Source organism: Limobrevibacterium gyesilva (assembly GCF_025989185.1).
In the GTDB taxonomy this organism is placed as follows: domain Bacteria; phylum Pseudomonadota; class Alphaproteobacteria; order Acetobacterales; family Acetobacteraceae; genus Limobrevibacterium; species Limobrevibacterium gyesilva.
This window is the reverse complement of the sequence record NZ_JAPDNT010000004.1, coordinates 1-25821: the sequence shown is the minus strand read 5'-3', so window position 1 is coordinate 25821 and position 25821 is coordinate 1. Positions and strand designations below refer to the sequence as shown.

21 protein-coding genes are annotated in these 25821 nt (G+C 69.8%); 8 read left to right on the top strand and 13 right to left on the bottom strand.

What is annotated here, in order from left to right; translation table 11 throughout:
• Positions 1-27: 27 nt before the first annotated feature.
• The 9 genes from OL599_RS07895 to OL599_RS07855 all read right to left on the bottom strand — a co-directional run bounded on the left by OL599_RS07895 (position 28) and on the right by OL599_RS07855 (position 8149).
• Positions 28-357, bottom strand: a complete 330-nt coding sequence (locus OL599_RS07895; RefSeq protein WP_264713146.1) for a cupredoxin domain-containing protein — start codon at positions 355-357, stop codon at positions 28-30.
• Positions 358-368: 11 nt separating this feature from the next.
• Positions 369-1313 carry a metallophosphoesterase family protein gene (locus OL599_RS07890; RefSeq protein WP_264713145.1) on the bottom strand — a complete coding sequence of 315 codons (945 nt, stop codon included), beginning with the start codon at positions 1311-1313 and terminating at the stop codon, positions 369-371.
• 98 nt (positions 1314-1411) lie between these two features.
• Positions 1412-1981 carry a DUF899 domain-containing protein gene (locus OL599_RS07885; RefSeq protein WP_264713144.1) on the bottom strand — a complete coding sequence of 190 codons (570 nt, stop codon included), beginning with the start codon at positions 1979-1981 and terminating at the stop codon, positions 1412-1414.
• 188 nt (positions 1982-2169) lie between these two features.
• The gene (locus tag OL599_RS07880; RefSeq protein ID WP_264713143.1) at positions 2170-2877 is read right to left on the bottom strand and encodes a DUF899 domain-containing protein; all 708 of its coding nucleotides are present in this window, start codon (positions 2875-2877) and stop codon (positions 2170-2172) included.
• 32 nt (positions 2878-2909) lie between these two features.
• A complete protein-coding gene (locus tag OL599_RS07875) occupies positions 2910-3350 on the bottom strand; it encodes an ArsR/SmtB family transcription factor (RefSeq protein ID WP_264713142.1) in 441 nt (146 codons plus the stop codon).
• A gap of 96 nt (positions 3351-3446) precedes the next feature.
• On the bottom strand, positions 3447-4169 hold the full coding sequence (locus OL599_RS07870) for an ABC transporter ATP-binding protein (RefSeq protein WP_264713141.1): 723 nt from the start codon (positions 4167-4169) through the stop codon (positions 3447-3449).
• A complete protein-coding gene (locus tag OL599_RS07865; protein ID WP_264713140.1) occupies positions 4166-5923 on the bottom strand; it encodes a branched-chain amino acid ABC transporter ATP-binding protein/permease in 1758 nt (585 codons plus the stop codon). Before OL599_RS07865 ends, OL599_RS07870 begins: the two co-directional genes overlap by 4 nt.
• Positions 5920-6957 carry a branched-chain amino acid ABC transporter permease gene (locus OL599_RS07860; RefSeq protein WP_264713139.1) on the bottom strand — a complete coding sequence of 346 codons (1038 nt, stop codon included), beginning with the start codon at positions 6955-6957 and terminating at the stop codon, positions 5920-5922. Before OL599_RS07860 ends, OL599_RS07865 begins: the two co-directional genes overlap by 4 nt.
• Positions 6958-6991: 34 nt before the next feature.
• Positions 6992-8149 (bottom strand): ABC transporter substrate-binding protein, encoded by a 1158-nt coding sequence (locus tag OL599_RS07855; RefSeq protein ID WP_264713138.1) that lies wholly within the window; start codon positions 8147-8149, stop codon positions 6992-6994.
• A 135-nt stretch (positions 8150-8284) separates the two neighbouring features.
• On the opposite strand from OL599_RS07855, the gene OL599_RS07850 reads away from it, so the two are divergent.
• From OL599_RS07850 to pobA, 6 genes are all read left to right on the top strand, one after another.
• Entirely contained in the window at positions 8285-9934 is a 1650-nt protein-coding gene (locus OL599_RS07850) for a thiamine pyrophosphate-dependent enzyme (RefSeq protein WP_264713137.1), read from the top strand.
• Positions 9935-9947: 13 nt separating this feature from the next.
• Positions 9948-10331: a RidA family protein gene (locus OL599_RS07845; RefSeq protein ID WP_264713136.1), complete on the top strand. Its 384-nt coding sequence runs from the start codon at positions 9948-9950 to the stop codon at positions 10329-10331.
• A gap of 158 nt (positions 10332-10489) precedes the next feature.
• Positions 10490-11047, top strand: coding sequence for a TRAP transporter small permease (locus tag OL599_RS07840; protein ID WP_264713135.1), 558 nt, complete (start codon positions 10490-10492; stop codon positions 11045-11047).
• A gap of 3 nt (positions 11048-11050) precedes the next feature.
• Complete coding sequence (locus OL599_RS07835; protein ID WP_264713134.1) at positions 11051-12331, top strand: TRAP transporter large permease; 1281 nt, start codon at positions 11051-11053, stop codon at positions 12329-12331.
• A gap of 15 nt (positions 12332-12346) precedes the next feature.
• A complete protein-coding gene (gene hpaH / locus OL599_RS07830; protein ID WP_264713133.1) occupies positions 12347-13150 on the top strand; it encodes a 2-oxo-hept-4-ene-1,7-dioate hydratase in 804 nt (267 codons plus the stop codon).
• 274 nt (positions 13151-13424) lie between these two features.
• Positions 13425-14600 (top strand): 4-hydroxybenzoate 3-monooxygenase, encoded by a 1176-nt coding sequence (gene pobA, locus OL599_RS07825; protein WP_264713132.1) that lies wholly within the window; start codon positions 13425-13427, stop codon positions 14598-14600.
• Positions 14601-14630: 30 nt separating this feature from the next.
• Here the strand turns inward: pobA and OL599_RS07820 are convergent, their stop codons facing one another.
• Positions 14631-15755, bottom strand: a complete 1125-nt coding sequence (locus OL599_RS07820; protein WP_264713131.1) for a 5-methyltetrahydropteroyltriglutamate--homocysteine S-methyltransferase — start codon at positions 15753-15755, stop codon at positions 14631-14633.
• A gap of 114 nt (positions 15756-15869) precedes the next feature.
• Here OL599_RS07820 and OL599_RS07815 point away from each other — a divergent pair, with 114 nt between their 5' ends.
• Both OL599_RS07815 and OL599_RS07810 read left to right on the top strand, forming a co-directional pair.
• On the top strand, positions 15870-18455 hold the full coding sequence (locus tag OL599_RS07815) for an MMPL family transporter (RefSeq protein ID WP_264713130.1): 2586 nt from the start codon (positions 15870-15872) through the stop codon (positions 18453-18455).
• A 35-nt stretch (positions 18456-18490) separates the two neighbouring features.
• The gene (locus OL599_RS07810) at positions 18491-20947 is read left to right on the top strand and encodes a beta-galactosidase (protein ID WP_264713129.1); all 2457 of its coding nucleotides are present in this window, start codon (positions 18491-18493) and stop codon (positions 20945-20947) included.
• A gap of 6 nt (positions 20948-20953) precedes the next feature.
• Here OL599_RS07810 and OL599_RS07805 read toward each other — a convergent pair whose 3' ends face one another.
• From OL599_RS07805 to mutS, 3 genes are all read right to left on the bottom strand, one after another.
• Positions 20954-21367, bottom strand: coding sequence for a hypothetical protein (locus tag OL599_RS07805; RefSeq protein ID WP_264713128.1), 414 nt, complete (start codon positions 21365-21367; stop codon positions 20954-20956).
• A gap of 122 nt (positions 21368-21489) precedes the next feature.
• Positions 21490-24345 carry a [protein-PII] uridylyltransferase gene (locus tag OL599_RS07800; protein WP_264713127.1) on the bottom strand — a complete coding sequence of 952 codons (2856 nt, stop codon included), beginning with the start codon at positions 24343-24345 and terminating at the stop codon, positions 21490-21492.
• Positions 24345-25821 (bottom strand): DNA mismatch repair protein MutS (gene mutS, locus OL599_RS07795; RefSeq protein ID WP_264713126.1); only part of this gene is annotated, 1477 nt, incomplete at its 5' end. The genes mutS and OL599_RS07800, both read right to left, overlap by 1 nt.

Below are 25821 nucleotides of genomic sequence, written 5' to 3'. Positions count from 1 at the left end.
TTGCGTGCGCGCGCGCCATGTCGGGCCTCATGTCACCACGACCATTCCCTGCATGTGCGGATGCAATCCGCAGAAATAGCTGTAGGTACCGGGGGTGTCGAAGACCATCGCAAAGGCGTCGTCGGTATCCAGCACCTTCGACTTGAACGCGGGCGGGCGCAAGGCGCTCACCACCATGTGCGGAATGTCGTCGCGGTTGGTCCAGATGAGGCGGGTGCCCGCCGACACCGTCACCAGCGCCGGGGAGAAGGTGAAGTTGTCGATGGTGACCTCCGTATCCGCCGCGCGAGCGGCGCGCGGGAGCGACAAAGCGGCGACGGGCACGAGAGCCGACAGAAGCAGGGCGCGGCGCTGCATCGGGGGTCTCCTCACGCGCCCAGCGGCGAGTCGACGATGGCCAGGTCCGACCGGCCGGGCACATAGGCGATGCTGGCCACGCCCAGCACCGAACGCAGGCGGCCGGCCTCGACCTTCATCGGCCCCGGGCCCGGTGCGGTTCCGGGCGCGGGCTGTGGAAACGCGGTGGAGCGGGCGGTGTGGAAGGCCACGTTGCCCTCAACTTTCTGCATCACCTGATGGATATGCCCGTTCAGCACCGTGACGGAGCCGAAGCGTTTCAGCAGCGCCAATGCGCGCGCGCCGTCGTCGGTGCCCCAGCCCCAATCCGCGTAGACGGTCCACAGCGGGATATGCGCGAACACCACGATCGGCGTGCTGTCCGACCGCTGCTTCAGGTCGCGCTCCAGCCACGCCAGTTGCGCCTCGCCGAGATTGCCCAGGCCCCCGGCCTTCAGATCGGTCACGTTGTTGAGCCCGACGAAGTGAATGCCCTGCTGGTCGAAGCTGTAGAAGGCGCCGCCTGGCTGTCCCGGCGTGTGGCGCTTCTGGAAGCGTTCGATGAACGGCGTGCCGCCGTCCTCCAGCATGTCGTGCTCGCCGGGCACGTAATGCGTCTCGATGCCGCTGGCGCCAAGGATCTTCTCGGCGGTGTCGAACTCGGCGGGCCTGGACAGATGGCTCACGTCGCCGGTGTGCAAGATCAGCGCCGGCGCCATCGCCTTCACCTGCGCGACTGCGGCCGCCAGGGTGGCAGGCGTGTCGGTGTTGGGATCGCGCGCGAAGCCGATATGGCTGTCGCTGATCTGCGCGAACGAAAATCCGCCGGACGGCGTTGCCGCCTGGGCGCTGCCCAGCAGGCCGGAGCGGGGAATGCCGCCCGCTACGGTCCAGATGACGCCGGTGCCCGCCCACAGCATGCATGTCAGCAGGCCTCGGCGGTCCGTGCCATTGGTCGTGCGCGTGGTGTCGTCCATGTCCGATCCCCTTGCAATGCGTGTGTCGATGCAAGGAAGACCGGCAGGCCCCGCGTTTTATTCGCGGCCGCAGGACATTTTTCTGCCGGCGGCGGCGATCACGCCTGGTTGAGCTGCGGCTTCCAGCCGGCCGCTCCGCCCGGCAGCAGGTCGAAGACGTGCCAGAGGATGCAGAAATCATCGCCCGGGCTGAACCTTGCGTTGGAGACCCGAACGATCCGCCCCTGCTCGCGCCGGAACACCGAAACGCCGGGCAGCCAGCCGCCGTTCTCCGCGCGGTATCCCATGTCTTCGGCGAAGCTGCTGCCGGCGTGGCTCACCATGGGAAAGCGCCAGCCCCGGCCGGCAGCGAACCGCGCCTGCACGGCCGGCGCATCGGGGCTGGAGACGACGAATGCCGCACGGCTGGCAAGGTGGTGATAGACGCCGTTGAAGCCGTCGGCCCACAACGTGCAGTAGGCGCAGCCCACGCCCATGTTGTGGATCACGATCAGGTCGTCCCTGGCGCCGAACAGGGCGGACAGGCGCACCGGGCCGTCCCCGGTCGCGAAGCCGTAATCCTGCACCTCCTCGGGGCCGGCGGCCGCCTGCACGGCGCGAATCTTCGTGTGCAGCTCTGCGAGCTCGCGGCGATAAGCGGCCAGCGTCGAGGCCGTGTCCTTGTCCATCATTGCTCCGATCCTCGGCCGGTCTCATACCAGCGGCCATGAAGAATGACCGCTGGTACGAGTCGTTATTTTGCACGCCGCCGCCCACCAAGCCCGCGACAGGCACGCGCTTGCGTGCCGCAAGCGGATCGGCGCGCGATACCAACGGTCCTTGACGATGGAAGGGTCATCGTCAAGGGCCATCGGTATCAGTCGGCGTATTCGTCATGGCGGCGCAGCCAGTCCGAATGGAATTTCAGCGCCGCCTCGTCCCGTCCCTTCGGCACCAGATCGAGATAGTGATAGGCGCCGTTCAGCATATCGAGCCCGCGCTCGTAGCAGGAATAGGTGTGGAACACCCCGCCGTCGTCGTCGCGGTAGAACACGCTGATGCCGGGGGCTTCCGAAGGGAATGGCTGGCGCTTGCGGTAATTGTAGGTGATCTGCCCGCTCGCGCGCTCTTCCGGCGTGAACGACACGTGGTAGTCGCAGTTGAAGTCGCTGCCGGCGGAGGAGACCCACTTGAAGCTCCATCCCATGCGCCGGCGATACGCCTCGAGCTGGGCGAACGGCGCCAGCGACACCGCCACCATCGACACGTCGCGGTGATTGAGGTGCACGACGATGCCGTTGAAGTTGTCGGCCCAGAACGAGCAGCTCTTGCAGCCTGCGTCCCATGTGGGATCGAACATGAAGTGATAGACAATAAGCTGGTGCCGCCCCGCGAACAGCTCCGGCAGGCTTAGCCTGCCCTCCGGCCCCTCGAACTCATAGGGCTTTTCCACCCGCACCCAGGGCAGGTCGCGTCGCTGCTGGCTGAGCTGGTCGCGCAGGCGCGTGAACTCCTTTTCCCTGGCAAGCAACTCCTTGCGGGCGTCGATCCAGTCGTCGCGCGACACGATATCGTGGTTCTGCATTGCATGGTCTCCTCTCAGGCATTGGCCGCTTCTCAACCGGCTCCTTTCGGCTTCCCCCCGGGGCGCTTGCGCGGCCTGGCCGGCGCCGCCGGGGCGGATCGCCGTTCCTCGATCTGCGTCAGTGCCGCCGCCAGCATGTCGAACTGCTCCTGCCAGTACTTGCTGTAGCGGTTGATCCAGACCGCCGCGGCGAACACCGGCCCGGCATCGAGGCTGCACCGGCTGATGCGGCCGGTTCGTTCCTGGCGCACCAGGCCCGCACGCACGAGCACCTGGATATGCCGCGACACCGCCTGCAACGAGATGTCGAACGGCGCGGCAAGTTCCGAGACAAGCTGCGGCCCCGCGTCGAGCCGCACCAGGATGTCGCGCCGCACCGGATCGGACAGGGCGAAGAACACGCGGTCGAGCAGCGCGCTTTGCGGATCCTGCGGCGCATCGACCGGCTGAACCAATGCGAGGCTTCCTGACATGCGGCTTATTATCAACTCTTCAGTTGATAATCAACTCACAAGTTGAGTGATCGCCCGCGCCGCATGGCACGGCTGAGCTGCGCCGCATGGCGCGGCTCAGCCGCGCACCTGCCCCAGATACATCTCGACGATGCGATGATCAGCGGCGAGCGTGGCGCTGTCCCCTTCCAGGGTGACGCGCCCGGTTTCCAGCACATAGCCGCGATCGGCCACTTGCAGGGCGGCGCGGGCGTTCTGTTCCACCAGCAGGATGGCGACGCCGGTGCCGCGCAATTCGGTGATGGTGTGGAAGATGTCGCGCACGATCAACGGGGCCAGGCCCAGGCTCGGCTCGTCGAGCATGAGCAGGCGCGGGCGGGCCATCAGCGCGCGGCCCATGGCGAGCATCTGCCGCTCGCCGCCCGACAGGGTGCCGGCCTCCTGGCGGCGGCGTTCCTTCAGGCGCGGGAACAGGCTGAAGATGCGCTCCAGCTCGCGCGCTGCCGCGGCGTGGCCGTCGGCGCGGAAGCGGAAACCGCCGAGGCGCAGATTGTCCTCCACGCTCATGGTCGCGAACAGCTCGCGCCTTTCCGGAACCAGGGACATGCCGGCCTGCACGCGCGCTTCGATGTTGGTGCCGCCGATCGGCTGGCCCTGGAAGCGGATGACGCCGCCGGCCGGCAGCACGCCCATGATGGCGTTCAACAGCGTCGACTTGCCGGCGCCGTTGGGGCCGATGACGGTGACGATGCTGCCCGCCTCCACCGACAGGGAGATGCCGGTGACGGCGGGAATGCCGCCATAGGCGACGGAGACGGCGTCGATCTCCAGGATCTTCACGCCACACTCCCGAGATACGCCTCGATCACCGCGGGATCGTTGCGCACGGTCTCGGCGGGGCCTTCGGCCAGCTTGGTGCCGAAATCCATCACCACCAGCCGGTCGGTGAGGTTCATCACGAAATCCATGTCGTGCTCGACGAGCAGGATCGCCACCCCCTCCTCCCGCAGCCGGCGCAGCAGCGTGGCGAGCTCGGCCTTCTCGTTGTGGCGCAGCCCGGCGGCCGGTTCGTCCAGCAGCAGCAGCACGGGATCGAGGCAGAGCGCGCGGGCGATCTCGACGATGCGCTGCTGGCCCAGGGCGAGGCTGGTCGCCGGCCGGTCAGCGGCGTCGGCCAGGCCAACGCGGGCAAGCTGGCGGGCGGCTTCGGCGAACAGGCGGGCTTCCTCCGCGCGATCCAGGCGCAGCAGCCCGTCGAGCGCGCTCGCATGGCCGCGCAGATGCGCGCCGATGGCAACATTCTCGATCACCGACATGGACGCCACCAGCTTCACATGCTGGAAGGTACGGGCGATGCCGAGTCTGGCGATGGTGCGGGCCGGCAGGCCGATCAGAGGCTGGCCGGCAAAGCGCACGCTGCCGGCCGAGGGCGCGGTCACGCCGGTGAGCAGGTTAAAGGTGGTGCTCTTGCCCGCGCCGTTCGGCCCGATCAGCCCCACGATCTCGCCGGCGGCAACCGAGAAGGCGATGTTGTTCACCGCGGTCAAACCGCCGAAGGTCTTGTGCAGCCCGGCAACTTCCAGGATCGGCGTGCCGCGGGGCGCGGGCGCTCGCACGGGCAGGGGCGGCGCATCGGGGCGGACACGGTGGCGTTGCAGGCGGATGCGCGCGAGATGCGGCCAGACGCCTTCGGGTGCGGCCTGCAGCACCGCGACCAGGATGGCCCCGAACACGATCGTCTCGAAACTGCCCTGGGCGCCGAACAGCTTCGGCAGGATGTCCTGCAAGCGGTCGTTGACGATGGTGACGAGCCCGGCGCCCAGCAACGCCCCCGGGACATGTGCCGCGCCGCCGACCACGGCCATGAACAGGTATTCGATGCTGGCATTGAGGCCGAACGGCGTGGGGTTCACGCTGCGCTGCATATGCGCGTACAGCCAGCCGGCGAACGCCGCCAGCATGGCGGCATAGACGAACGCCAGCATGCGGGCGCGCAACGTGTCGACGCCGAAGCTGGCGGCCGCGAGCGCGCCGCCGCGCAGCGCGCGAATGGCCCGGCCGGCGCGGCTGTCCAGCAGGTTCCCGGTGGCGAGGCAGGCCAGCACCACGCCGACCCAGATGACCGTGAAATACAGCCGGCCGTCGATCAGCTTCGTGCCGAAGACGTCGAGCGGCGGGATGCGGGAAATGCCGTCGTTGCGGCCGAAGAAATCGAGATTGGCGAAGGTGTAGTAGAGGCTGACGCCCCAGGCCAGCGTGCCGAGCGCGAGGTAATGTCCCGAAAGGCGCAGTGTGATTGCGCCGATCAGCAAGGCAGCAACGGCGGAAACGGCGATCGCCGCCGCCAGCGCCAGCCAGGGCGAGACCGCATACTGCGTGCTGAGGATCGCCGTGGTGTAGGCGCCGAAACCGACGAAGCTCGCCTGGCCGAACGAGGTCATGCCGCCGATGCCGGTGAGCACCACGAGACCGATGACGACGATGGCGGAGATGCCGATGTAGTTCAGCAGGGTGACCCAGAACACCGGCACGCCGGGAACCCATGGCAGGACCACGCACAAGGCGAGCGCCGGCAGGGGCCACAGGACTCTCATTCGTCCTCCTCCACCGCCGTGCTGCGCAGCGAGCGCCACAGCAGCACCGGGATGATGACGGTGAAGACGATGACCTCCTTGAACGCGCTCGCCCAGAACGACGAGAAGCTCTCGACGATGCCGACCAGGATGGCGGCCAGCGCCGCCGCGGGATAGCTGGCGAGGCCGCCGATGATGGCCGCCGTGAAGCCCTTCAGCCCGACCAGGAAGCCGGTGTCGTAATAGACCGTGGTGAGCGGGGCGATCAGCACGCCGGACAAGGCGCCGATGGCGCCGGCCAGCGTGAACGCGATGACCCCGGACTGCGCCGTGGCGATGCCCACCAGCCGCGCACCCAGGCGATTGACCGCCGTGGCACGCAGCGCCTTGCCGAACAAGGTGAATTCGAAGAAGCCGTACAGCGCGCCCATGAGGACCACGGTGAGGCCGACGATCCACAGCGCCTGGCCCTGCACGGTGAGAGCGCCGAACGACAGCACGGCATCGGAAAAGCCGGTGGCGCGCGAGCCTTCCGGGCCGAAGAACACGAGGCCCAGCCCGACCATCGCGAGATGCACGCCGACCGCGGCGATCAGCAGCACCAGGACGGACGCCTCGGCCAACGCCTGGAAGGCGACGCGATAGAGATACGGCGCCATCGGCGTCACGATGGCCAGCGCCAGCAGCGCCTCGATCAGCACGCCCGGCTTGCGCGGGGCAACGAAGGCAGCCAGCGCCGTGATCGCGGCCGGCAGCACCACGGTCTGCAGCACCAGCCGGGTCGTGGCGCCGGCGGTGAGCGTGCGCCGCTGCTGCCACAGGCCGCAGACGCAGGCGGCCAGCCCCAGGCCGCACAGCAGCCAGACGCTGCCGGGAAGCTGGCCGGTGTCGAGTGCGGCGTAAGTCAGCGCGCCGTAGGCGACGAACTCGCCCTGCGGGATGAAGATGACGCGGGTGACCGCGAACACCAGCACCAGCGACAGCGCCAGCAAGGCATAGATGGCGCCGTTGACGACGCCATCCTGCACCAGGATCAGCAGGATCGTCGCATCCATCAGGCGACGATCCCTGTGGCGAAGCCGGAACCGCTCAGGGCAGCAGCTTCCACGCGCCGCCCTGGATGGTGACCATGACGCGGGCGCGCTGGTCGAACCCGTTATGGTCCTGCGGCGTCATGTTGGCGATGCCGTGCGTCAGCACCAGGTTCTGCTGCGCCTCCATCGCGTCGCGCAGCGCGGCGTGGAAGGCGGCGGTGCCGGGCTTGGCCTTCTGCACGGCGGCGGGAACCGCTGCGCTCAGAAGGATGGCGGCGTCGTAGGCGTGCGCGCCGAAGGTGGCGACGGAGCCGGGGCCGTTCGCGGCCTCGTAGCGGGTGATGTATTCCAGCGCCTGTTTCTTGATCGGGTTGCTGTCCGGCAGCTGGGCAGCGACCAGGATCGGGCCGGCGGGCAGGATGGTCCCTTCCACGTCCTTGCCGCCCACGCGCAGGAAGTCGTTATTGGCGATACCGTGGGTCTGGTAGATCGTGCCGGCGTAGCCGCGCTCCTTCAGCGTCTTCTGCGGCAGCGCCGCCGGCGTGCCGGAGGCGGCGATCAGCACCACATCCGGCTTGGCCGCCATGAGCTTCAGCACCTGGCCGGTGACACTGGTATCGGTGCGGGCATAGCGCTCCAGGCCCACGATGGTCAGGTTGCGCTCCTTGGCCGCACGGGTGAACTCGCCCACCCAGCCGTCGCCATAGGCGTCGTTGAAGCCGATGAATCCAACCGTCTTCACGCCGTTCTTCTGCATGTGGTCGGCGATGGCGTCGGCCATCAGGCTGTCGTTCTGCGGGGTCTTGAACACCCAGCGGCGGGCGGCGTCCATCGGCGCGATCAGGCGCGACGAGGCGGCGAGCGAGATCATCGGGATCTGCTTCTCGGCCGCCACGTCGATCATCGCCATCGAGGCGGGCGTGGTGGAGGAGCCGATGATCACGTCCACCTTTTCCTCGTCGATCAGCTTGCGGGTGTTGGCGACCGCCTTGGTGGTGTCGGCGCCATCGTCCAGCACGACGTATTCGACGGCCTGGCCGGCAATCTCCTTCGGCAGCAGGGCGATGGAGTTGCGCTGCGGAATGCCCAGCGAGGCGGCGGGCCCGGTGGTGGAAATGGTGACGCCGACGCGGATGGTGTCGGCCATTGCGGGCGCGGCGGCCAGCCCGGCCGCCAGCGCCGACATGATGAGGGTTGCGCGGAACCTGGACATGCCTCTCTCCCCTTTTTACGTGCCGGTGCCTGGCCCGGCTGGGTGCGGGGCCGACGCAGCGTGCTTGACGGATGTGTAGTGTTGGGTCCGAAACTCTGTCAATCAGTTGCAAGTGATACCAATACGGACACGCACATGACCCGCAAGACCACGGCCGAAGCCACCGTCGACAGCCTCGTGCAGCACGGCATCGACACCCTGTACGCCTTGCCCGGCGTGCACAACGACCATCTGTTCGACGCCGTGCACCAGTCCGGGGGCCGGATGCGGGTGCTGCATCCACGCCACGAGCAGACCGCCGGCTACATGGCCCTGGGTGCGGCGCTGGCGACGGGGCGGCCGCAGGCTTGCGCCATGGTGCCGGGCCCGGGCGTGCTGAACGCAGCGGCGGCGCTGCTGACCGCCTTCGGCACTGGCGCGCCGGTCATTGCTCTGGCGGGACAGATCCCGTCGGACGCGATCGACCGCGGCTGGGGCCATCTGCACGAGCTGCACGACCAGCTCGGGCTGCTCGGCCATTTCACCAAATACGCCGCCCGCATCGGCGCGGCGGCGGAGGCGCCGGGGCTGGTGGCCGAGGCGGTGCGCCAGGCGACCAGCGGACGCACCCGGCCGGTGGCGCTGGAATGCGCCATCGACACCTGGGGCCGCGAGGGCGCGGTGCCCGACGTAGCGCCACTGCCCGTGCAGCGCCCGCCGGTGGACGAGGCGGCCATCGCGCAGGCCGCGAAGCTGCTGGGGGCAGCACAGCGGCCGATCATCATCGCCGGTGGCGGCGCGCTGGACGCGGGACCGGAGCTGTTGGCGGTGGCCGAGCTGCTGCAGGCGCCGGTGCTGACCTATCGCCGCGGCCGCGGGGTGATTCCCACCACGCATCCGCTGGCCGTATCGCTGCCGGTCGGCCACCGGCTGTGGCAGGACGCCGATGCGGTCCTGGCCGTCGGCACGCGCCTGCATTTCGCCCAGTCGAACTGGGGCACGGATCCCGCGCTGAAGATCGTACGGCTGGACATCGACCCCGAGGAGCAGGTCCGCCTCCGCCGGCCGGACTGCGCCATCCTGGCCGATGCCGCCGACGGGCTGCGCGCGCTGGCGGCGGCGCTGCCCGGGCACAATCCGCCACGCGGCCGGCGCGAAGACGTGGCCGCGCACCAGGCCTGGTTCGCCGAGCGGCTGGCGCGGCAGGAGCCGCAGATGGGCTATCTGCGCGCCATCCGCGCCGCCCTGCCGGCCGACGGGGTGGTGGTGGAGGACGTCACGCAGGTGGGGTTCGTGGGGCGGCTGGCGTTCCCCGTGGACGCGCCGCGGCGCTACATCTCGCCGGGCTACCAGGACAATCTCGGCTGGGGCTACGGCACCGCGCTGGGGGTACAGGCGGCGCTGCCGGACCGGGCGGTGGTGGCGATCTGCGGCGATGGCGGGTTCATGTACCAGGCCGCCGAACTGGCCACGGCCATGCGCCACACCCTGCCGGTGGTGGCGATCGTGTTCGACGACGGCACCTTCGGCAACGTGAAACGCATTCAGGAACAGCAGTTCGGCAACCGGCTGATCGCGCACGACCTCGCCAACCCCGACTTCTTCCAGTTCGCGCGCAGCTTCGGCATGGCGGCATTCCGGGCGCGAACCGAGGACGAGCTGCGCGGCACGCTCACCGAGGCGCTCGCCGCGCGGGCCCCGGCGCTGATCCACGTGAAGGTGGGCGACATGCCCAGTCCGTGGGATATGCTGGCGCTGCCGCGGGTGCGCGGCTTCGAGGAAGCCTGGCGCCCCGCGTTACCGTGAGAGGGAAACGAGCATGCAACGCCGCGACATCAACGCCCCCGACGCCCCCGCGCCGGCCAGCCCGTACACCCAGGCCGTGGAGATCACCGGCGCCACCCGCACGCTGTATGTCAGCGGACAGATCCCGGCCGATCGCAACGGCACGGTGCCGGACGACATCACCGCGCAATGCCGGCTGGCCTGGGCCAATGTCGAGGCGCAGCTGCGTGCCGCCGGCATGTCGCTGGACAATATCGTGAAGGTAACGACGATCATGCCGGATCACGCCAATCTCGGCGCCAGCCGCGCCGTGCGCGCGGAGGTGCTGGGCGACCGGCGGCCCGGCAGCACGCTGATCGTCGGCGGCCTGGCAAACCCGGCATGGAAGATCGAGATCGAGGTGATCGCCTGCGTCTGAGGATCGAACCGGACGCCAGGATCGGGGTTCTGGCCTGACCCGCCCGCTTGACGACGGGCCGGGGCTTCATCACTGTCGCGGATGAAACGACCAAGAAACCGGGAGGCGCTCGTGCCGAGAGGCATTGCTCGCCACACGAACCGTCCGGCCGCGAACGCATGATGCGGCTGTGGGACCGCATCGAGCAGACCCTGGTCGGCCTGCTCGGGCTGGCCGCACTCGTCGTGGGGATGTTCCAGGTCTTCGGGCGCTATTTCGAAAGCACATTGAGCTCCGGCTGGGGCGACGAGGTGATCGTCTACCTGGTGATCTGGGCGATCATGATCGTCTCCAGCCAACTGGTTCGTTACGACGGGCATGTACGGCCCGACGTGGTGCTGCGGCTGCTCGGCCCCGGCGCGCAACGCGTGCTGGAATCGTTCAACTGCGTCGTCGCCCTGGTCTTCTGCGGCGGCATGGTGTGGTACGGCTGGCAGATCGTGGATAGCGCCTGGCTGCTGGACGAGCGCAGCTTCACCGGGCTGTCGTTTCCCATGTACATCTACTACGCGGCGCTGCCGGCCGGCTCGGCGCTGATGTTCCTGCGCTACGCCATCCGGCTCGCGCGCTATCTGTTCTACTTCGATCCGGCAACGATGGGCGTGGGCCACACCATCCATGAGGCCCCGACCGACATGCAGTTGCCCCGGCCCGGCCAGACGCCGGGCAGGCACTAGGCCATGTGGACGATCCTGTTCCTGGTCGCCTTCTTCGGCCTGCTGTCCTGCGGCATGCCGATCTTCCTGGTGCTGGGCGTGCTGTCCGCCGTTCTCTACTGGGTGTCCGGCCAGCCTCTGATCGGGGTGGCGCAGGTGGTGATCGACCACCTGAACTCGTCCACCCTGATGTCGCTGCCGTTGTTCGTGATGGCCGCCGCGTTCATGCGCCAGGGCGGCATCGCCCGCGCTTTGGTGGACCTCGCCGCGGCCTGGCTGGGCGGCGTGCGCGGGTCGCTCGGCCTCGTCACCGTGGTGTCCTGCACGCTGTTCGCGGCGATCTGCGGATCGTCGGTGGCGACCGCGCTGGCAATGGGCACGATCCTGCTGCCGGCGATGATCGAGCGCGGCTATCCGCGATCCTTCGCGCTGGGGGTGATCGGCGCCTCCGGCACCATCGGCATCGTGATCCCGCCGAGCCTCGCGCTCATTCTCTACGGCATCGTCACCGAGCAGTCGGTGCCGCGGCTGTTCCTGGCCGGCGTGATGCCCGGCCTGCTGCAGGCGGCGGCGTTCTTCGCGTGGGTCTGGTACGATTCGCGGCGTCGCAACTTCCCCGTCGAGCCGCCGATGCCGATGCCGCAGCGCCTGCGCCTGACCCTGCACGCGCTGCCGGCCATGATCGTGCCGACCGTCGTGCTGGTCGGCATCTATGGCGGCCTGGTGACGGTGACGGAAGCCGCGGCCCTGTCGGCCGTGGTGGCGTTGCTGGTGAGCCTGCTGTTCTATCGCGGCTTCCCGCTGTCGCAGACGCTGAAGGTGGTTTCCGACGCGATCCGCAGCGCCGGCACCATCATGCTGATCGTGGCGAGCGCGCTGGCGTTCGGCCACTGGATGACGGAATCCGGCATTCCCGCGCAGCTCGTGCAATTCACCGTGGACAACGGCTTCACCACCTGGGAATTCCTGCTCGCCATCAACGTGCTGCTGCTGGTGATGGGCTGCTTCCTGGAAGTGATCGCGACCCTGCTGGTGGTGATGCCCATCCTGGCGCCGGCGTTGGCGCCGCTGGGCGTCGATCCCGTACATTTCTCCATCATCTTCACGCACAACATGGAGATCGGGCTGGTGCACCCGCCGGTGGGCCTGAACCTGTTCGTGCTGTCGACGATTTCGGCGGCGCCGATCGGCGAGGTCATCCGCGGCATCTTCCCGTTCCTGGTGCTGCTGTTGATGGTGCTGGGGATCATCACCTATGTGCCCGCCCTGACCCTGTGGCTGCCGGAGCTGGTATTCGGCGGCTGAAAGGCGAAAGCGACGATGCTGAACGATGCCACCATCACCGAACTCGCGCGCCGGCTGGACCAGGCGGAGAAGACGCGTACGCAGATCGGCCACTTCTCCCGCGAATTCCCGGACATGACCATCGAGGACGGATACGCGATCCAGCGCGCCTGGGTGGCCATGAAGCTCGCCGAGGGGCGCACGCTGAAGGGCCACAAGATCGGCCTCACCTCGCGGGCGATGCAGCAGGCCTCGAACATCGACGAGCCCGATTACGGCGCGCTGCTGGACGACATGTTCTTCGCGGATGGCGGCGACCTGCCGTTCGACCGCTTCATCGTGCCGCGAGTGGAGGTGGAGCTGGCGTTCATCCTCGGCCGCACCTTGCGCGGCCCCGGCTGCACCATCTTCGACGTGCTGGCGGCGACCGACTACGTGACGCCGGCGGTCGAGATCATCGATGCGCGCATCCGCCAGATCGATCCCGAGACGAAGCAGATGCGCCGGGTCTTCGACACCATCAGCGACAACGCCGCCAATGCCGGCATCGTGACGGGCGGCCGCCCGGTGCGGCCGACCGACGTGGATCTCCGCTGGGTGTCCGCGCTGCTCTACAAGAACGGCGTGATCGAGGAGTCAGGCGTCGCCGCCGCGGTGCTGAACCATCCCGCCAACGGGGTCGCCTGGCTGGCGAACCGGCTTGCCGCCTATGACGTGGCGCTGCTGCCGGGCCAGGTGATCCTCGGCGGCTCGTTCACCCGGCCAACCTTCGCCCAGCCGGGCGACACGTTCCACGTGGATTACGGGCGGCTCGGCGCCATCGCATTTCGTTTTGCCTGATGTCCCGGCTGCGAACTTCGCCGCACCTTGCGGCGGCTGCAGGGGAAAGCAGGGACCTTGCAACAACCCGGGGAGTGTCCTGGGTGGATTCACCCGGGGCGTGAATCGCCGGCACAGGCAAAGCCGGATCTGTCTGGCCACGCGGCCGATCGCCGAAGCATGGCGGCGGCTTCCGGCCCCCCGCCCGGACGTGCAAGAATCCCGGCGGGTCGTGCATGGTCCACAGCAATGGGCGCGGTCCATCGTCCGCGCGCCGTGACAGCAGGGGGGGAACATGCGCACGCAAGTCGGAATCGTGGGAGCCGGGCCCGCGGGGCTGCTGCTGTCGCATCTGCTGCACCTGCAGGGCATCGACAGCGTCATCCTGGAAGCGCGCACCCGGGACTACGTGCAGCACCGCATCCGCGCCGGCCTCATGGAGCACGATTCCGCCGCCCTGCTGCGCGACGCCGGCGTGGGCGCGCGCATGGACCGCGAGGGCCTGGTGCACGAAGGCATCGTCCTGCGCTTCGGCGGCCGCAGCCACCGCATCCCGCTCGCCGAGCTGTCCGGCGGCAAGACGGTGATGATCTACGGCCAGCACGAAGTGGTGAAGGACCTGATCGCGGCCCGGCTCGCCGCCGGCACCCCGATCCTGTTCGAGGCGTCCGACGTCTCCGTGCATGATGTCGCCACCGCCACGCCCAGCATCCGCTTCCGCCACGACGGCCGCGACCATACGCTTGCATGCGACATCATCGCCGGCTGCGACGGCTTCCACGGCATCTGCCGCCCCTCGCTGCCGGCAGGCCACCTGTCGGTGTTCGACCGCGGCTATCCGTTCGGCTGGCTGGGCATCCTGGCCGAGGTCGCGCCTTCCAACGACGAGCTGGTCTATGCCAGCCACGACAACGGCTTCGCGCTGCTGACCATGCGCTCACCCACCGTCAGCCGGCTCTACCTGCAATGCGCGCCAGATGAGGACGTGGGCGCCTGGTCGGACGACCGCATATGGGCGGAGCTGCAAACCCGCCTCGCCGACCGCGACGGCTTCGTGCTGAAGGAAGGCCCGATCACCCAGAAGGGCGTCACCGCCATGCGCAGCTTCGTGGTCGAGCCGATGCGCGCCGGCCGGCTGTTCCTGCTGGGCGACGCCGCCCATATCGTGCCGCCAACCGGCGCCAAGGGCATGAATCTCGCTTTCTCCGACGTGGCGATCCTCGCGCGCGCCCTGACCGCCTGGTACCGCACCGGCAACAGCGACGGCCTGGAAGCCTATTCCGAGACGGCGCTGCGCCGCGCCTGGAAGGCCGAGCGCTTCTCGTGGTGGATGACCAGCCTGCTGCACAAGTTCGACCGCCACACGCCGTTCGAGCGCCGCCTGCAACAAGCCGAGCTGGACTACGTCACCACCTCCCGCGCCGCCGCCACCACCTTGGCCGAGAACTACGTGGGCCTGCCGCTCATCTGAACGGCGGGCTGGCGGCGGGCGCGCCGCGGCTCACACGCTGCCCCAGACCTCGCGGGCGACGTCGACGCACAGCTCCAGCTTCTTCCATTGCTGATCTTCGCTCAGCAGGTTGCCTTCCTCGGTGCTGGCGAAGCCGCATTGCGGGCTCAGCGCCAGCTGTTCCAGGGGCAGGTACTTGCTGGCCGCGTCCAGGCGGCGCTTCAGGTCGTCCTTGCTTTCCAGTTCGCCGGTCTTGCTGGTCACCAGGCCGAGCACGACGATCTTGTTGCCGCGCGGCACCAGGCGCAGCGGCTCGAAGCCGCCGGCGCGGTCGCTGTCGTATTCCATGAAATAGGCGTCGACGCCGATCTTGTTGAACAGCACGTCGGCTACCGGCTCGTAGCCGCCCGTGGCGACGAAGGTGGAGCGGAAATTGCCCCGGCACAGATGCATCGACACGGTCATGCCGGGCGGTCGTCCCTCGATCGCGCGGTTGATCAGGTCGGCGTAGATGTCCAGCAGCCCCTCCACATGCTCGCCGCGCGCCTTCAGGGCGGCAATCTGCTCGGGATCGCAGAGATAGGCGATGTTCACCTCGTCGAGCTGCAGATAGCGGCAGCCGGCGGCGGCGAAGGCCTGCACGGCATCGTGATAGGCGGTGCCGAGGTCGGCGAAGAACCCGTCCAGGTCCGGATAGATCTTCGGATCGATCGCCTGCCGCCCGCCACGGAAGTGCAGCACGCTGGGCGAGGGGATGGTCTGCTTGGCGGTCGCGGTGGCGACGCTGGCGGCCACGAACCTGTAATCGTCGACGAACACGGGCTCGCGCCAGGCGATCCTGCCGTTCACCCGCAGCTTGTGCGGCAGCTGCACGCCGCCCTTGAACTCGACCTTCTGCTCCGGGACATAGAGCTCCGCACCCTCCAGCCGGGAGACGAAATCGTAGTGCCAGTAGGCGCGGCGATACTCGCCGTCGGTGGCGGCGCGAAGGCCGATCGCCTCCTGCTTGCGGATCGCGGCCTTGATCAGCCGGTCCTCGACGGCGCGCAATTCGGCGGCCGGCAATGTGCCGGCGGCATGGGCGGCACGGGCCTCACGCAAGGCAGGCGGACGCAGCAGGCTGCCGACATGGTCGGCGCGGAAGGGTGGGCGGGTGCGCGGGGCGACGGCAGGCATGCTGGTTTCCCTCCAAACCTGTTGCAGTTTTGCCGCCGCGGACGGAATTCGTCAAAGCAGCCCCTCCGCCCCTTGTGATGGACCGTTTCCGGCGGAGCGACTATCCCATTGCCCATGACCCTCTCACGTCTTCTGGCCGCCCTGGCCGAGCATTGCCGCCGCCGCGCCGGGCTCGTCGTTCTCGCCGGCGTTGTGCTCGCCTCATTGTCCGCCTGGGTCGCCGCCCATCGCCTGGGCGTCTCCACCGACACCGACAAGCTGTTCGCCAGCGAGCTGCCCTGGCGCCAGCGCGACGTCGCGTTCAACCGCGACTTCCCGCAGTACCAGGACCTGCTGGTGGCGGTGGTGGACGGCGCGACGCCCGAGGAGGCCGACCAGACCGCGGCCGCCCTCGCTGCCGCCCTGACCAAGGACACGACCCATTTCCGCAGCGTCCGCCGGCCCGATGCGTCACCCTACCTGGAGGCGCACGGGCTGCTGTTCCTGGAAAAGGACACGCTGCAGGACGTGCTCGACCGCACCATCGACGCGCAGCCCTTCCTCGGTCAGCTCGTGGCCGACCCCAGCGCGCGCGGCCTGTTCGCGGCGCTGACGCTGGTGGCGATCGGCGCCGAGCAGGGGCAGGCCAACCTCGCCCCGTTCGGGCCGTCGCTGCAAGCCTTCCACGCCTCGCTCTCCGCCGCCGCCGCCGGCCGTTCCACGCCGCTGTCCTGGCAACGCCTGCTGGGCGGCAAGGTGGCGGAGCAAGGCGGGCCGTATCGTTTCGTCCTGGCGCAGCCGCATCTCGACTACGGCCAGCTGGAGCCGGGCAGTGCCGCCACCAACGCCTTGCGCGCGGCGGCGAGCCAGCTGGAATTCGTGCAGGCCGGCCGGGCGCATGTCCGCGTCACCGGCTCGGTGGCGCTGGCGGACGAGGAATTCGCGACCGTCGCCCACGGGGCGGTGGCCGGCACCATCGGCAGCGCCGTGCTGGTCACGCTGTGGCTGCTGCTGGCGGTGCGAAGCTGGCGGCTGATCGTGCCGATCGTGTTCACCCTGTGGCTGGGCCTGATGCTGACCACGGGGTTCGCCGCCCTGGCGGTGGGCACGCTGAACCTGATCTCGATCGCCTTCGCCATCCTGTTCGTGGGCATCGCCGTCGATTTCGGCATCCAGTTCAGCGTGCGCTATCGCGAGATGCGCCTGCAGCATGGCGGGACCGTCGAGGCGATGGCGGCGACAGCGGGGATGGTGGGGCCGCAGATCCTGGTGGCCGCCACCGCCGCGGCCGCGGGATTCCTGGCCTTCGTGCCCACCGATTTCCGCGGCGTGGCCGAGCTGGGCCTGATCGCCGGCATGGGCATGCTCATCGCCTTCGCGTGCACCATGACCTTCCTGCCGGCGGCGCTGACCCTGTGCCGCCCGCATGCCGAGACCCACGAGGTGGGGTTTGCAATTGGCGACGTCGTGGAACAGCGCCTGCACCGCCTGCGCGTGCCCGTCCTGGTGGGCTTCGCGGCGGTCGCCGTGCTGGGGGCGGTGCTGCTGCCGTTCCTGACCTTCGACAGCGATCCGCTGCACACCAAGGACCCCAGCACCGAGGCCATGCGGACCCTGGCCGACCTGATGGATTCGCCGCTGACCAACCCCTACAACGCCGATGTGATGGTGCCGACGCTGGAGGCCGCGGAGGCGCTGGCGCCCCGGCTCGCTAAGCTGCCGCTCGCCAACCAGGTGCTGACGCTGTCGAGCTTCGTGCCCGAGGACCAGCCGGACAAGCTGGCGCTGGTGGCCGATGCCGCCAACATCCTCGAGGCCACGCTGGCCGAGCGCGCGCCGGCGGCGCCGGTCACGCCCGCCGATCTGCGCATGGCCGCGGCCACCGCGCTGAAGCAGATCGACCACGCCTTGCCCAAGCTCGCGCCGGGCGATCCGCTGATCGATATCGGCGACGACCTGCGGCAGCTGGTGGAGGCGCCGGACGCGACGCTGATGGCGGCGAACACGGCGCTCACGCGCTTCCTGCCGTTGCAGCTCAACCGGCTGCGCGTGGCGCTGCAGGCCGCGCCCGTGACGGTTGCCGACATCCCGCCGGAGATCGCGCGCGACTGGCGGCTGCCCGACGGCCGCGTGCGGCTGCAGGTGCTGGCCAAGCCGCAGGCGCGCGGCAGCGCCGGGCTCGAAGCATTCGTCGCCGAAGTGCGCACCGTGGCGCCGGACGCGGGCGGCACGGCGGTCACCATCGTCGAGACGGCGCAGACCATCATCGGCGCCTTCCGCAAGGCTGCCATCGGCGCCATCCTGGCGATCGCGGTCATCCTGGCGCTGGTGCTGCGGCGGGTGATCGACGTGGGCCTGGTCATGACGCCGCTGCTGATGTCGGGGCTGCTGACCGTGGTCATCGTGGTCGCGTTGCACATGCCGCTGAACTTCGCCAACATCATTGCGCTGCCGTTGCTGCTGGGTGTGGGCGTGTCGTTCAACATCTACTTCGTCATGAACTGGCGCGCGGGCCATTCGCGGTTCCTGGGAACCGCCACGGCGCGCGCCATCCTGTTCTCGGCGCTGACCACCAGCACCGCCTTCGGCTCGCTGGCGCTCAGCCGCCACCCCGGCACGGCCAGCATGGGCGAGTTGCTGCTGCTCAGCCTGGGCAGCACGCTGGTGGTGACGCTGTTCCTGATGCCGACGCTGCTGCGGGCGCTGATGCGGCCCGGCTGACCGCAACCGGACTCACCGGAAACAAGGGGCGAACGATGGTCCGGACGGGTCTGTTGGCAGCACTGGGGTTCGTCGCCGCCCTCGCCGGGGCCGGACCGGCATCCGCCGACACGCTGAAGCTGCCCGCGCAGGCGCTGGAGCGCAGCGGCCTGGTGCTCATGACCTACAGTTTCGACCGCCCTGTGACCGGCACCGGCAGCCTCGACGTCGAGTGGACCGATACCTACGGGCGCGTCGTTCTCCGCCGCAGCCTGACGCTGGATACGCCGGGCCAGACCGCGGTCACGTACCCGATCGACCTGGGCCGCGCCGTGGCCATGCAGAACCACTTGCGCGCCCGCCTGACACTGGACGGCCAGCAGAGCAGCGCCACCCTGACCTTCGTGGCGAAGCCGCCGGCGGAAAGCTGGGACGACTACCGGATCATGATGTGGCACGAGGCCGGGCCGCCCCGCGCCGCCGCGCTGCGGTCGCTGAGCATTGCCGCGGGCAAGGTGTTCGGCATCCGCGACAGCTTCACCCAGGCCGACGTGGACGCGCGGATCGCCCCGCTGCTGCAGGGCGAGCTGCGCTGGTTCGTCGAGAACATCGCCACCGATTTCTACGCTCCCTATCACCGCTGGACGCCGGAGCATCCCGAGGACGTGAACTGGCTGTTCACCGAAGCGCAGCGCCGGCACCGGCTGGATCCGTCCAACCTATCCGTGTTCCGGCGCGAGCCCAGCCTGTCCGATCCCGCCTGGATCGCCCGCATCCAGGCGAGGCTCGCCGACACGGTGCGGGCGCATGCGCCGTACCGGCCCTATTACTACGACCTGGGCGACGAGACCGGCATCGCCGACCTGACCGCGGCATGGGACTTCGACCTCTCGGCGCCATCGCTCGCGGCCTTCCGCGCCTGGCTGCGCCTGCACTACGGCATGCTCGGCGCGCTGAACCGGCAATGGGGCACCGCCTTCGCCAACTGGGATGCCGTGGTCCCGCTCGGCACCACCGCCGCGATGCTGCGTGCCGACGACAATTTCTCGGCCTGGGCCGATTTCAAGGTGTTCATGGACGACGCCTTCGCCCGCGCCCTGCGCGCCGGCACCGAGGCGGTGCACGCCGCCGACCCCACCGCCCTGGCGGCGATCGAGGGGGCCCAGATGCCGGGCTGGGGCGGCTACGACTATTCCCGGCTGGCCGGGGCGGTGGACGTGATGGAGATGTTCGATGGCGGGCAGAACATCGCGATCGCGCAGTCCCTGAACCCGAAGCTGGTGGTGATCAGCACCGCTTCCGGCGGCGGTGCCCAGGAGCAGCACCGCATCTGGCAGGCCCTGCTGCATGGGCAGCGCGGCTTGGTGCTGTGGGACGACGGCGGCGAGATCGTCGGCGCCGACGGGCAGCCGGGACCGCGCGGCCGGGCGGACGCCGCCCTCTTCGCCGAGCTGCGCTCCGGCCTCGGCGCCCAGGTCATCGCCGGCCGGCCGCATGTCGACCCGGTGGCGATCCTGTACTCGCCCGCCAGCTTCCGCACCCAATGGCTGCTGGACCAGCGGCCGAAGGGCGACGCCTGGACCGGGCGCAGCGCCGAAATCGAGAACGAGGACAACGCCGTGCGGGCCGCCATGCGCCGCGCCGCCCTCGGCCTGTCGCGCCTTGGCCTGCAGCCGCGCTGGCTGTCCTCCGATCAGGTGGAGCGCGGCGGGCTGCGGGAGGCCGGCGTGCGCGCCCTGGTGCTGCCGCACGCGATTGCCCTCTCGCCGGCGGAAACACTCGAAATCCGCACCTTCGCGGAGTCCGGCGGCGTGGTGCTGGCCGATGGCGCGCCCGGCCTGTTCGACGCGCACAGCCGGCGGCTCGCGGCACCGCTGCTGCAAGGCGCCCCGCTGGTGCCGCTGCCGGCATCGGCCACGCCGGCCGAACTGGCGCGCCTGCTGGCCCCGGCCGATCTCGCCGCCGGCTTCACCATTGCCACACCCGGCGGCGAGCCGGTCGGCGATGTCGACACCAGGGTGCTCACCAACGGCGCCGTCACCCTCCTGGGGCTGCAGCGCGCCTATGGCGGCGGCACCAGGGAGGTCGTGCTGACCCTGCCGCAGCCGGTCTACGCGCACGACCTGCGCCGCGGCACCAACTGGCAGCACACGGACCGGATCCGCCTTGCGCTCGATCCCGTCGCCCCCACGCTCCTGGCGCTGTCGCCCCGGAAGCTGCCCGCCCCCGTCATCGACGGCCCCTCTGCCATCCGTGCCGGAGAGACGGCGGAACTGCGGATCGGCCTGTCCGACGCCTCGCCCGCTGCGTCCCACGTCCTGCGTGTCGACGCGATCGACCCCTCTGGGCAGGCGGTCGCGCACTACTCCGGCAACGTCATCCTGCGCGGCGCCGGCACAGCATGGCGCCTGCCGCTGGCCGTGAATGACATGCCGGGCGCCTGGACCATCCGCGTGCGCGACGTGCTGGGGGGCGAGGTCGCCAGCCTCCCCTTGGCCGTAGCCGCCCCATAGCGGCGGTCAGCCGGCGGGCGGCGGGGGCGTGAGCTCGACCTTCAGGGTCAGATCCGGCTCCAGCTTGCGCTGGAACACCAGGCTGCGATCGGTGTTCATCAGCTGCGTCCGTTCCTGGTCGGACTCCGCCATGGCGCTGCCCGTCAACGTGAAGCGCAGCGTCTGGGCGACGGTGTTCGCGTCGCGCACCAGCACGAAGATGGGGCCCTCGAACCCCTTCTCGAACTCGACGACCTGCCGCAGCTCGGGCGTCATCGACTGCACGGCGATGTAGGCGCCTTTCGGCACGAAGGTGAAGGCCGCCAGGAACCGGCGCGCCTTGCCCGCCACGTAAAAGTCCAGGAACTCCTGGCAACCGCTCCTGGGACAGGCAAACGCCCACGGCGTGCCGAGCAGGGTGCCGGTCTTGTCGAGCTGCATCAGTTTCACCTGCCAGGCCGCCGGCGGCTTGTCCGCGGCGCGGGCCGGGCCGACGAGGAGGGCATAGGCAAGGCAGGCCAGAGCAAGTGCCCCTCGCCTGCCTTGCCTATGCCCTCGCCGCCTCACGAGGCACCCACCGCGCGGCGGCGTTTGGCGGGGGTGGGGACCGGCGTGGGGGCGGCTTCGTCGGGGCTGGCCAGGGCCGCCAGCAGGGCCTCGCGGAGCTGCGCCAGCTTGCGCTCGTTCTCCACCTTCAGGCCGAACACGTCCTTGACGTAGAACACATCCACGGCACGCACCCCATAGGTGGTGACGTGGGCCGAGGCGATCTGTAGCCCCTGGTCGCTGATCGCGGCGGTGACGTCGTGCAGCAGGCCGGGGCGATCGCGGCCGTTCACTTCCAGCACCGTGTAGGTGTTGGAGGCGTGGTTATCGATCACCACGCGCGGCGGCACATGGATCGCGCGCATGCGCCGGCCCAGCAGCGCCCGCGAGACCTTGCGGATCTCGGACGCGAGCCGGATGCGGCCGGAAAGCGCCTGTTCGATCAGCACGTACAGGCGCGCCAGACGGTGCGGTGCGTCGAACGCGCCGCCGGCGGCGTCCTGGATCCAGAACGTATCCAGCGCCATGCCGTTGGTCAGCGTGTGGATGCGCGCATCCACGATCGACGCGCCGGCGACAGCCAGCGCCCCGGCGATGCGGCTGAACAGCCCGGCGTGGTCGGCGGCGTAGACCGTCACCTCCGTCACCGCGCGGGCCGGCAGCGGCTGGGTTTCCACCGTCAGCGGCGCGTGCCGGGCTTCCGCGTCGCGGATCATGCGGGCATGGCGGACATGGGTTTCCGGGTCGAAGGACAGCCAGTAGCCGGGATAGCCCAGCGCCAGGAAGTGATCGATATCCTCCTTCGGCCACTCCGCCAGCAACATGGCGACGGCCTCGCGGGCGCGGGCGACGCGCACGTCGCGTTCCGTGGTGGACAGGCCGCCGGCCAGCACCTCGGCCACGCGGGCATACAGCTCGCGCAGCAGCGTCGCCTTCCAGCCGTTCCACACCTTGGAGGACACGGCGCGCATGTCGGCGACCGTCAGCACCAGCAGCAGGCGCAGCCGTTCGGGCGACTGGATCACCTCGGCAAGGTCGAGGATGGTCTTCGGGTCGTCGATGTCGCGCTTGAACGCGGTCTGGTTCAGCAGCAGGTGGTGCAGCACCAGCCAGGAGACCATCTCGGTCTCCTCGGCCGACAAGCCCAGCGCCGGGCCCACGTCCAGTGCCAGCTCGGCCCCGAGCTCGGAGTGATCGCCGCCGCGGCCCTTGGCGATGTCGTGCAGCAGCATGGCCACATACAAGGCGCGGCGGGATTGCAGATGGTCCACCAGGCCGGACGCGACCGGCGCGATCTCGGCGAGATCGCCGCGCTCCAGCGTATTGAGGATGCGCACCGCCTCGATCGTGTGCTCGTCCACGGTGAACACGTGGTAGGTGTCGAACTGCATCTGGCCGACGATGCGGGCCCAGTCCGGCAGCAGGCGGCCGAGCAGGCCGGTTTCGTTCAGGATGGTCAGCCAGCGCGCGCCGTCGGCGCGGTTGTGCTCGGCGTCGCGCCCGCACAGCAGATCCAGGAACAAGGCGGCCGCTTCGGGGTTGTCGCGCAACAGCACGGCGCGGCGCTCGTTGCGGATCAGCGCGCGCATCGCCAGCGGATGCAGCTTCAGGTTGCGGTCGCGCGCCACTTGCAGCAGGCGCAGCATGCGGATCGGCTCGTCATGGAACAGCTGCGCGGTGGCCGGCATCAGCTGGCCGTCCGCCAGCACGAAGCCGGCCTTGGCCAGCGCCGCGTCGGTTTCCGATGCCTTGGCCGGCGGGCCGAGGGCAGCGCGCTCCAGCGCCGGCTCCAGCACATGGCTCAGCCGCGTCACCTCGCGCGCCGTCAGGAAATAATGGCGCATGAAGCGCTCCACCCCGTCCTGGCGGCCATGCCGGGTGTAGCCCATGCGGGCGCCCACCACCGGCTGCAGGTCGAAGGTCAGGCGTTCCTCGGCGCGGCCGGCGACGTAGTGCAGATGGAAGCGCAGCGACCACAGGAAATCCCAGGACCGGCGGGCCAGGCGGGCCTCGGTCTCGGTGATGATGCCGCCGGCAGGGCCGTGCGGGTCGGCCAGCTCCGCCATGGTGCGGGTGCCGAACACGTAGCGGGCCATCCAGTACAGCGTCTGCAGGTCGCGCAGGCCGCCGCGGCCCTCCTTGATGTTCGGCTCCACCACATACGGGCTGTCGCCATACCGGCGATGGCGGGTGTCGCGTTCGGCCTGCTTGGCGGCGATGTAGCCGGCGGCGCCGGCCTCGGTGCAGGCCTGGCGGAAGCGGGTCGCGAAATCGCCGAACAGCGAGGCGTCGCCGGCGACGTGGCGGGCGTCGAGCATCGAGGTGCGTACGGTCGCGTCGCCGTTCGCCTCGGTCAGGCAGTCGGCCACCGAGCGGGTGGCGTGGCCCACTTTCAGGCCCAGATCCCACAGGAAATACAGCGTGAACTCCACCACCCGCAGGGCGATGGGCGTGGGCTGGGCGGCGGTGAGGAACAGCAGGTCGATGTCGCTGAACGGCGCCAGCACGCCCCGGCCATAGCCGCCCGTGGCGGCGACGGTCAGCCGGCCCAACGCGGCCGGGGTGGCGCCGGAGGCGTCGGGAACGACGCCGTGCACCGCCGACGCGTAGATGTGCAGTTCCTGGATCAGCCCGTCGGTCAGGCTGGCCAGCAGCCGCGCCGCCTGCAGCCCGGACAGGCCGCCCTGCTCGAAAGTGTCGCGCACATGGCTCTGGATGCGGGCCAGGTGGCGCCGGAACACCGCCAGTGCCGCGTCCCGCGGAATCGGGCCATCGTCGCCGGAGGTTGGGCCACAAACCAGCGTGCCCAGCGCATCGCGCAGCAGGGCCGTTGCATCGGCAGGGATCGCCGGAAGGGGTGCGGGCGGTAGCATCAATCCGATGTTATCGGTTCGTCGCCTGCTGCGACAGGGCGCAGAGATTTCAATCTGTATAGGGTGTCCAGCGCCTCGCGCGGGGTCAGGCGGTCGGGGTCGACCGCATCCAGGGCTTCGGCCAGCGGGTCTGGCGGCAGATCGGGGGACGGGTCGGCTTCTGCCGCAGACGCGGCCGCGGCGAACAGCGGCAGGGCGGCCGCTTCGGTCAGGCGGCCCGCGCGCTTCTCCAGTGCGTCCAGCAGCCCGCCGGCGCGCTTGACCACCGCGGCCGGCACCCCCGCCAGCCGGGCCACATGGACGCCCCAGCTGCGTCCGCCGGCGCCTTCGGCCACTTCGTGGAGGAACACCACGTCCTGCTTCCATTCCTTCACCCGCATGGTGTGCGGGCGCAGCCGCGGCATCTCGGCGGTCAGCTGCGCCAGCTCATGGAAATGCGTGGCGAAGATGGTGCGGCAGCGCGTGGCGTTGTGCAGCGCCTCCAGCACCGCCCAGGCGATGGCGAGCCCGTCCAGGGTCGCGGTGCCGCGGCCGATCTCGTCCACCACCACCAGGCTGCGCGGCCCGGCCTGATGCAGGATCGAGGCGGTTTCGGTCATCTCCACCATGAAGGTGCTGCGCCCGCGCGCCAGGTCGTCGGCGGCGCCGACGCGAGAGAACAGGCGATCCACCACGCCGAGGCGGGCGCTGGCGGCGGGCACCGGCAGCCCGGCCTGCGCCAGGATGACGATCAGCGCGTTCTGCCGCAGATAAGTGGACTTGCCGGCCATGTTCGGCCCGGTCAGCAGCAGCAGGCGGCGATCGGGCGACAGGTCGCAGTCGTTCGGCACGAAGGCGGCCGTGCCGGACAGGGCGGCTTCCACCACCGGATGGCGGCCGTCGCGGACCAGGAAATCGGCGCCCTCGACCACCTCGGGCCGGCACCAGGTGCCCGGCTCGGCCAGCCGCGCCGCCGATTGCATCACATCGAGGGCCGCGAGTGCGGCGGCACAGCCGGCAAGCTGATCGGCGCGCCCCAGGGCGGATGCGACCAGGTGGGCGAACACAACGCGCTCGCGCGCGGAGGCGCGCTCGGCGGCCTCGCTGATGCGCCGGTCCAGCTCCGCGAGTTCCGGGCAGGCGAAGCGGGCGCCGTTGGCCATGCCCTGGCGCAGGGTCAGCTCGGGGAAGGCGCGCAGCTTCTCCACCGCCACCGCCGGCGCCTCGATGACGTAGCCGAGCTGGCTGTGATGGCGGATCTTCAGGCTGGCGACGCCGTATTTCTGGGCGTAGTCGAGCTGCAGCGTCGCGATCACCCGGCGGCTGTCGTCGCGCAGCGACCGCTCGCTGTCCAGCTCGGCGTCGTAGCCGGCGGCGATCGCGCCCTCGTCGAGCCGCGCCGGCGCCGGGTCGGCCAGCGCGGTGGCCAGCAGCGCCTGCAGATCCGGCGCGACATCCAGCCCGGCCCTGATCCCGGCCAGGAATCCCGGCAACGGG

Excerpts from the sequence above, each read along its gene's own strand:
- OL599_RS07875 (WP_264713142.1), bottom strand. The coding sequence starts at position 3,350 with ATGTCAGGAAGCCTCGCATTGGTTCAGCCGGTCGATGCGCCGCAGGAT.
- OL599_RS07810 (WP_264713129.1), top strand. The coding sequence starts at position 18,491 with ATGGTCCGGACGGGTCTGTTGGCAGCACTGGGGTTCGTCGCCGCCCTC.
- OL599_RS07885 (WP_264713144.1), bottom strand. The coding sequence starts at position 1,981 with ATGGACAAGGACACGGCCTCGACGCTGGCCGCTTATCGCCGCGAGCTC.
- OL599_RS07855 (WP_264713138.1), bottom strand. The coding sequence starts at position 8,149 with ATGTCCAGGTTCCGCGCAACCCTCATCATGTCGGCGCTGGCGGCCGGG.
- OL599_RS07890 (WP_264713145.1), bottom strand. The coding sequence starts at position 1,313 with ATGGACGACACCACGCGCACGACCAATGGCACGGACCGCCGAGGCCTG.
- OL599_RS07880 (WP_264713143.1), bottom strand. The coding sequence starts at position 2,877 with ATGCAGAACCACGATATCGTGTCGCGCGACGACTGGATCGACGCCCGC.
- hpaH (WP_264713133.1), top strand. The coding sequence starts at position 12,347 with ATGCTGAACGATGCCACCATCACCGAACTCGCGCGCCGGCTGGACCAG.
- OL599_RS07845 (WP_264713136.1), top strand. The coding sequence starts at position 9,948 with ATGCAACGCCGCGACATCAACGCCCCCGACGCCCCCGCGCCGGCCAGC.
- OL599_RS07850 (WP_264713137.1), top strand. The coding sequence starts at position 8,285 with ATGACCCGCAAGACCACGGCCGAAGCCACCGTCGACAGCCTCGTGCAG.
- OL599_RS07840 (WP_264713135.1), top strand. The coding sequence starts at position 10,490 with ATGATGCGGCTGTGGGACCGCATCGAGCAGACCCTGGTCGGCCTGCTC.
- OL599_RS07805 (WP_264713128.1), bottom strand. The coding sequence starts at position 21,367 with ATGCAGCTCGACAAGACCGGCACCCTGCTCGGCACGCCGTGGGCGTTT.
- OL599_RS07865 (WP_264713140.1), bottom strand. The coding sequence starts at position 5,923 with ATGAGAGTCCTGTGGCCCCTGCCGGCGCTCGCCTTGTGCGTGGTCCTG.
- OL599_RS07860 (WP_264713139.1), bottom strand. The coding sequence starts at position 6,957 with ATGGATGCGACGATCCTGCTGATCCTGGTGCAGGATGGCGTCGTCAAC.
- pobA (WP_264713132.1), top strand. The coding sequence starts at position 13,425 with ATGCGCACGCAAGTCGGAATCGTGGGAGCCGGGCCCGCGGGGCTGCTG.
- OL599_RS07895 (WP_264713146.1), bottom strand. The coding sequence starts at position 357 with ATGCAGCGCCGCGCCCTGCTTCTGTCGGCTCTCGTGCCCGTCGCCGCT.
- OL599_RS07800 (WP_264713127.1), bottom strand. The coding sequence starts at position 24,345 with ATGCTACCGCCCGCACCCCTTCCGGCGATCCCTGCCGATGCAACGGCC.
- OL599_RS07835 (WP_264713134.1), top strand. The coding sequence starts at position 11,051 with ATGTGGACGATCCTGTTCCTGGTCGCCTTCTTCGGCCTGCTGTCCTGC.
- OL599_RS07815 (WP_264713130.1), top strand. The coding sequence starts at position 15,870 with ATGACCCTCTCACGTCTTCTGGCCGCCCTGGCCGAGCATTGCCGCCGC.
- OL599_RS07820 (WP_264713131.1), bottom strand. The coding sequence starts at position 15,755 with ATGCCTGCCGTCGCCCCGCGCACCCGCCCACCCTTCCGCGCCGACCAT.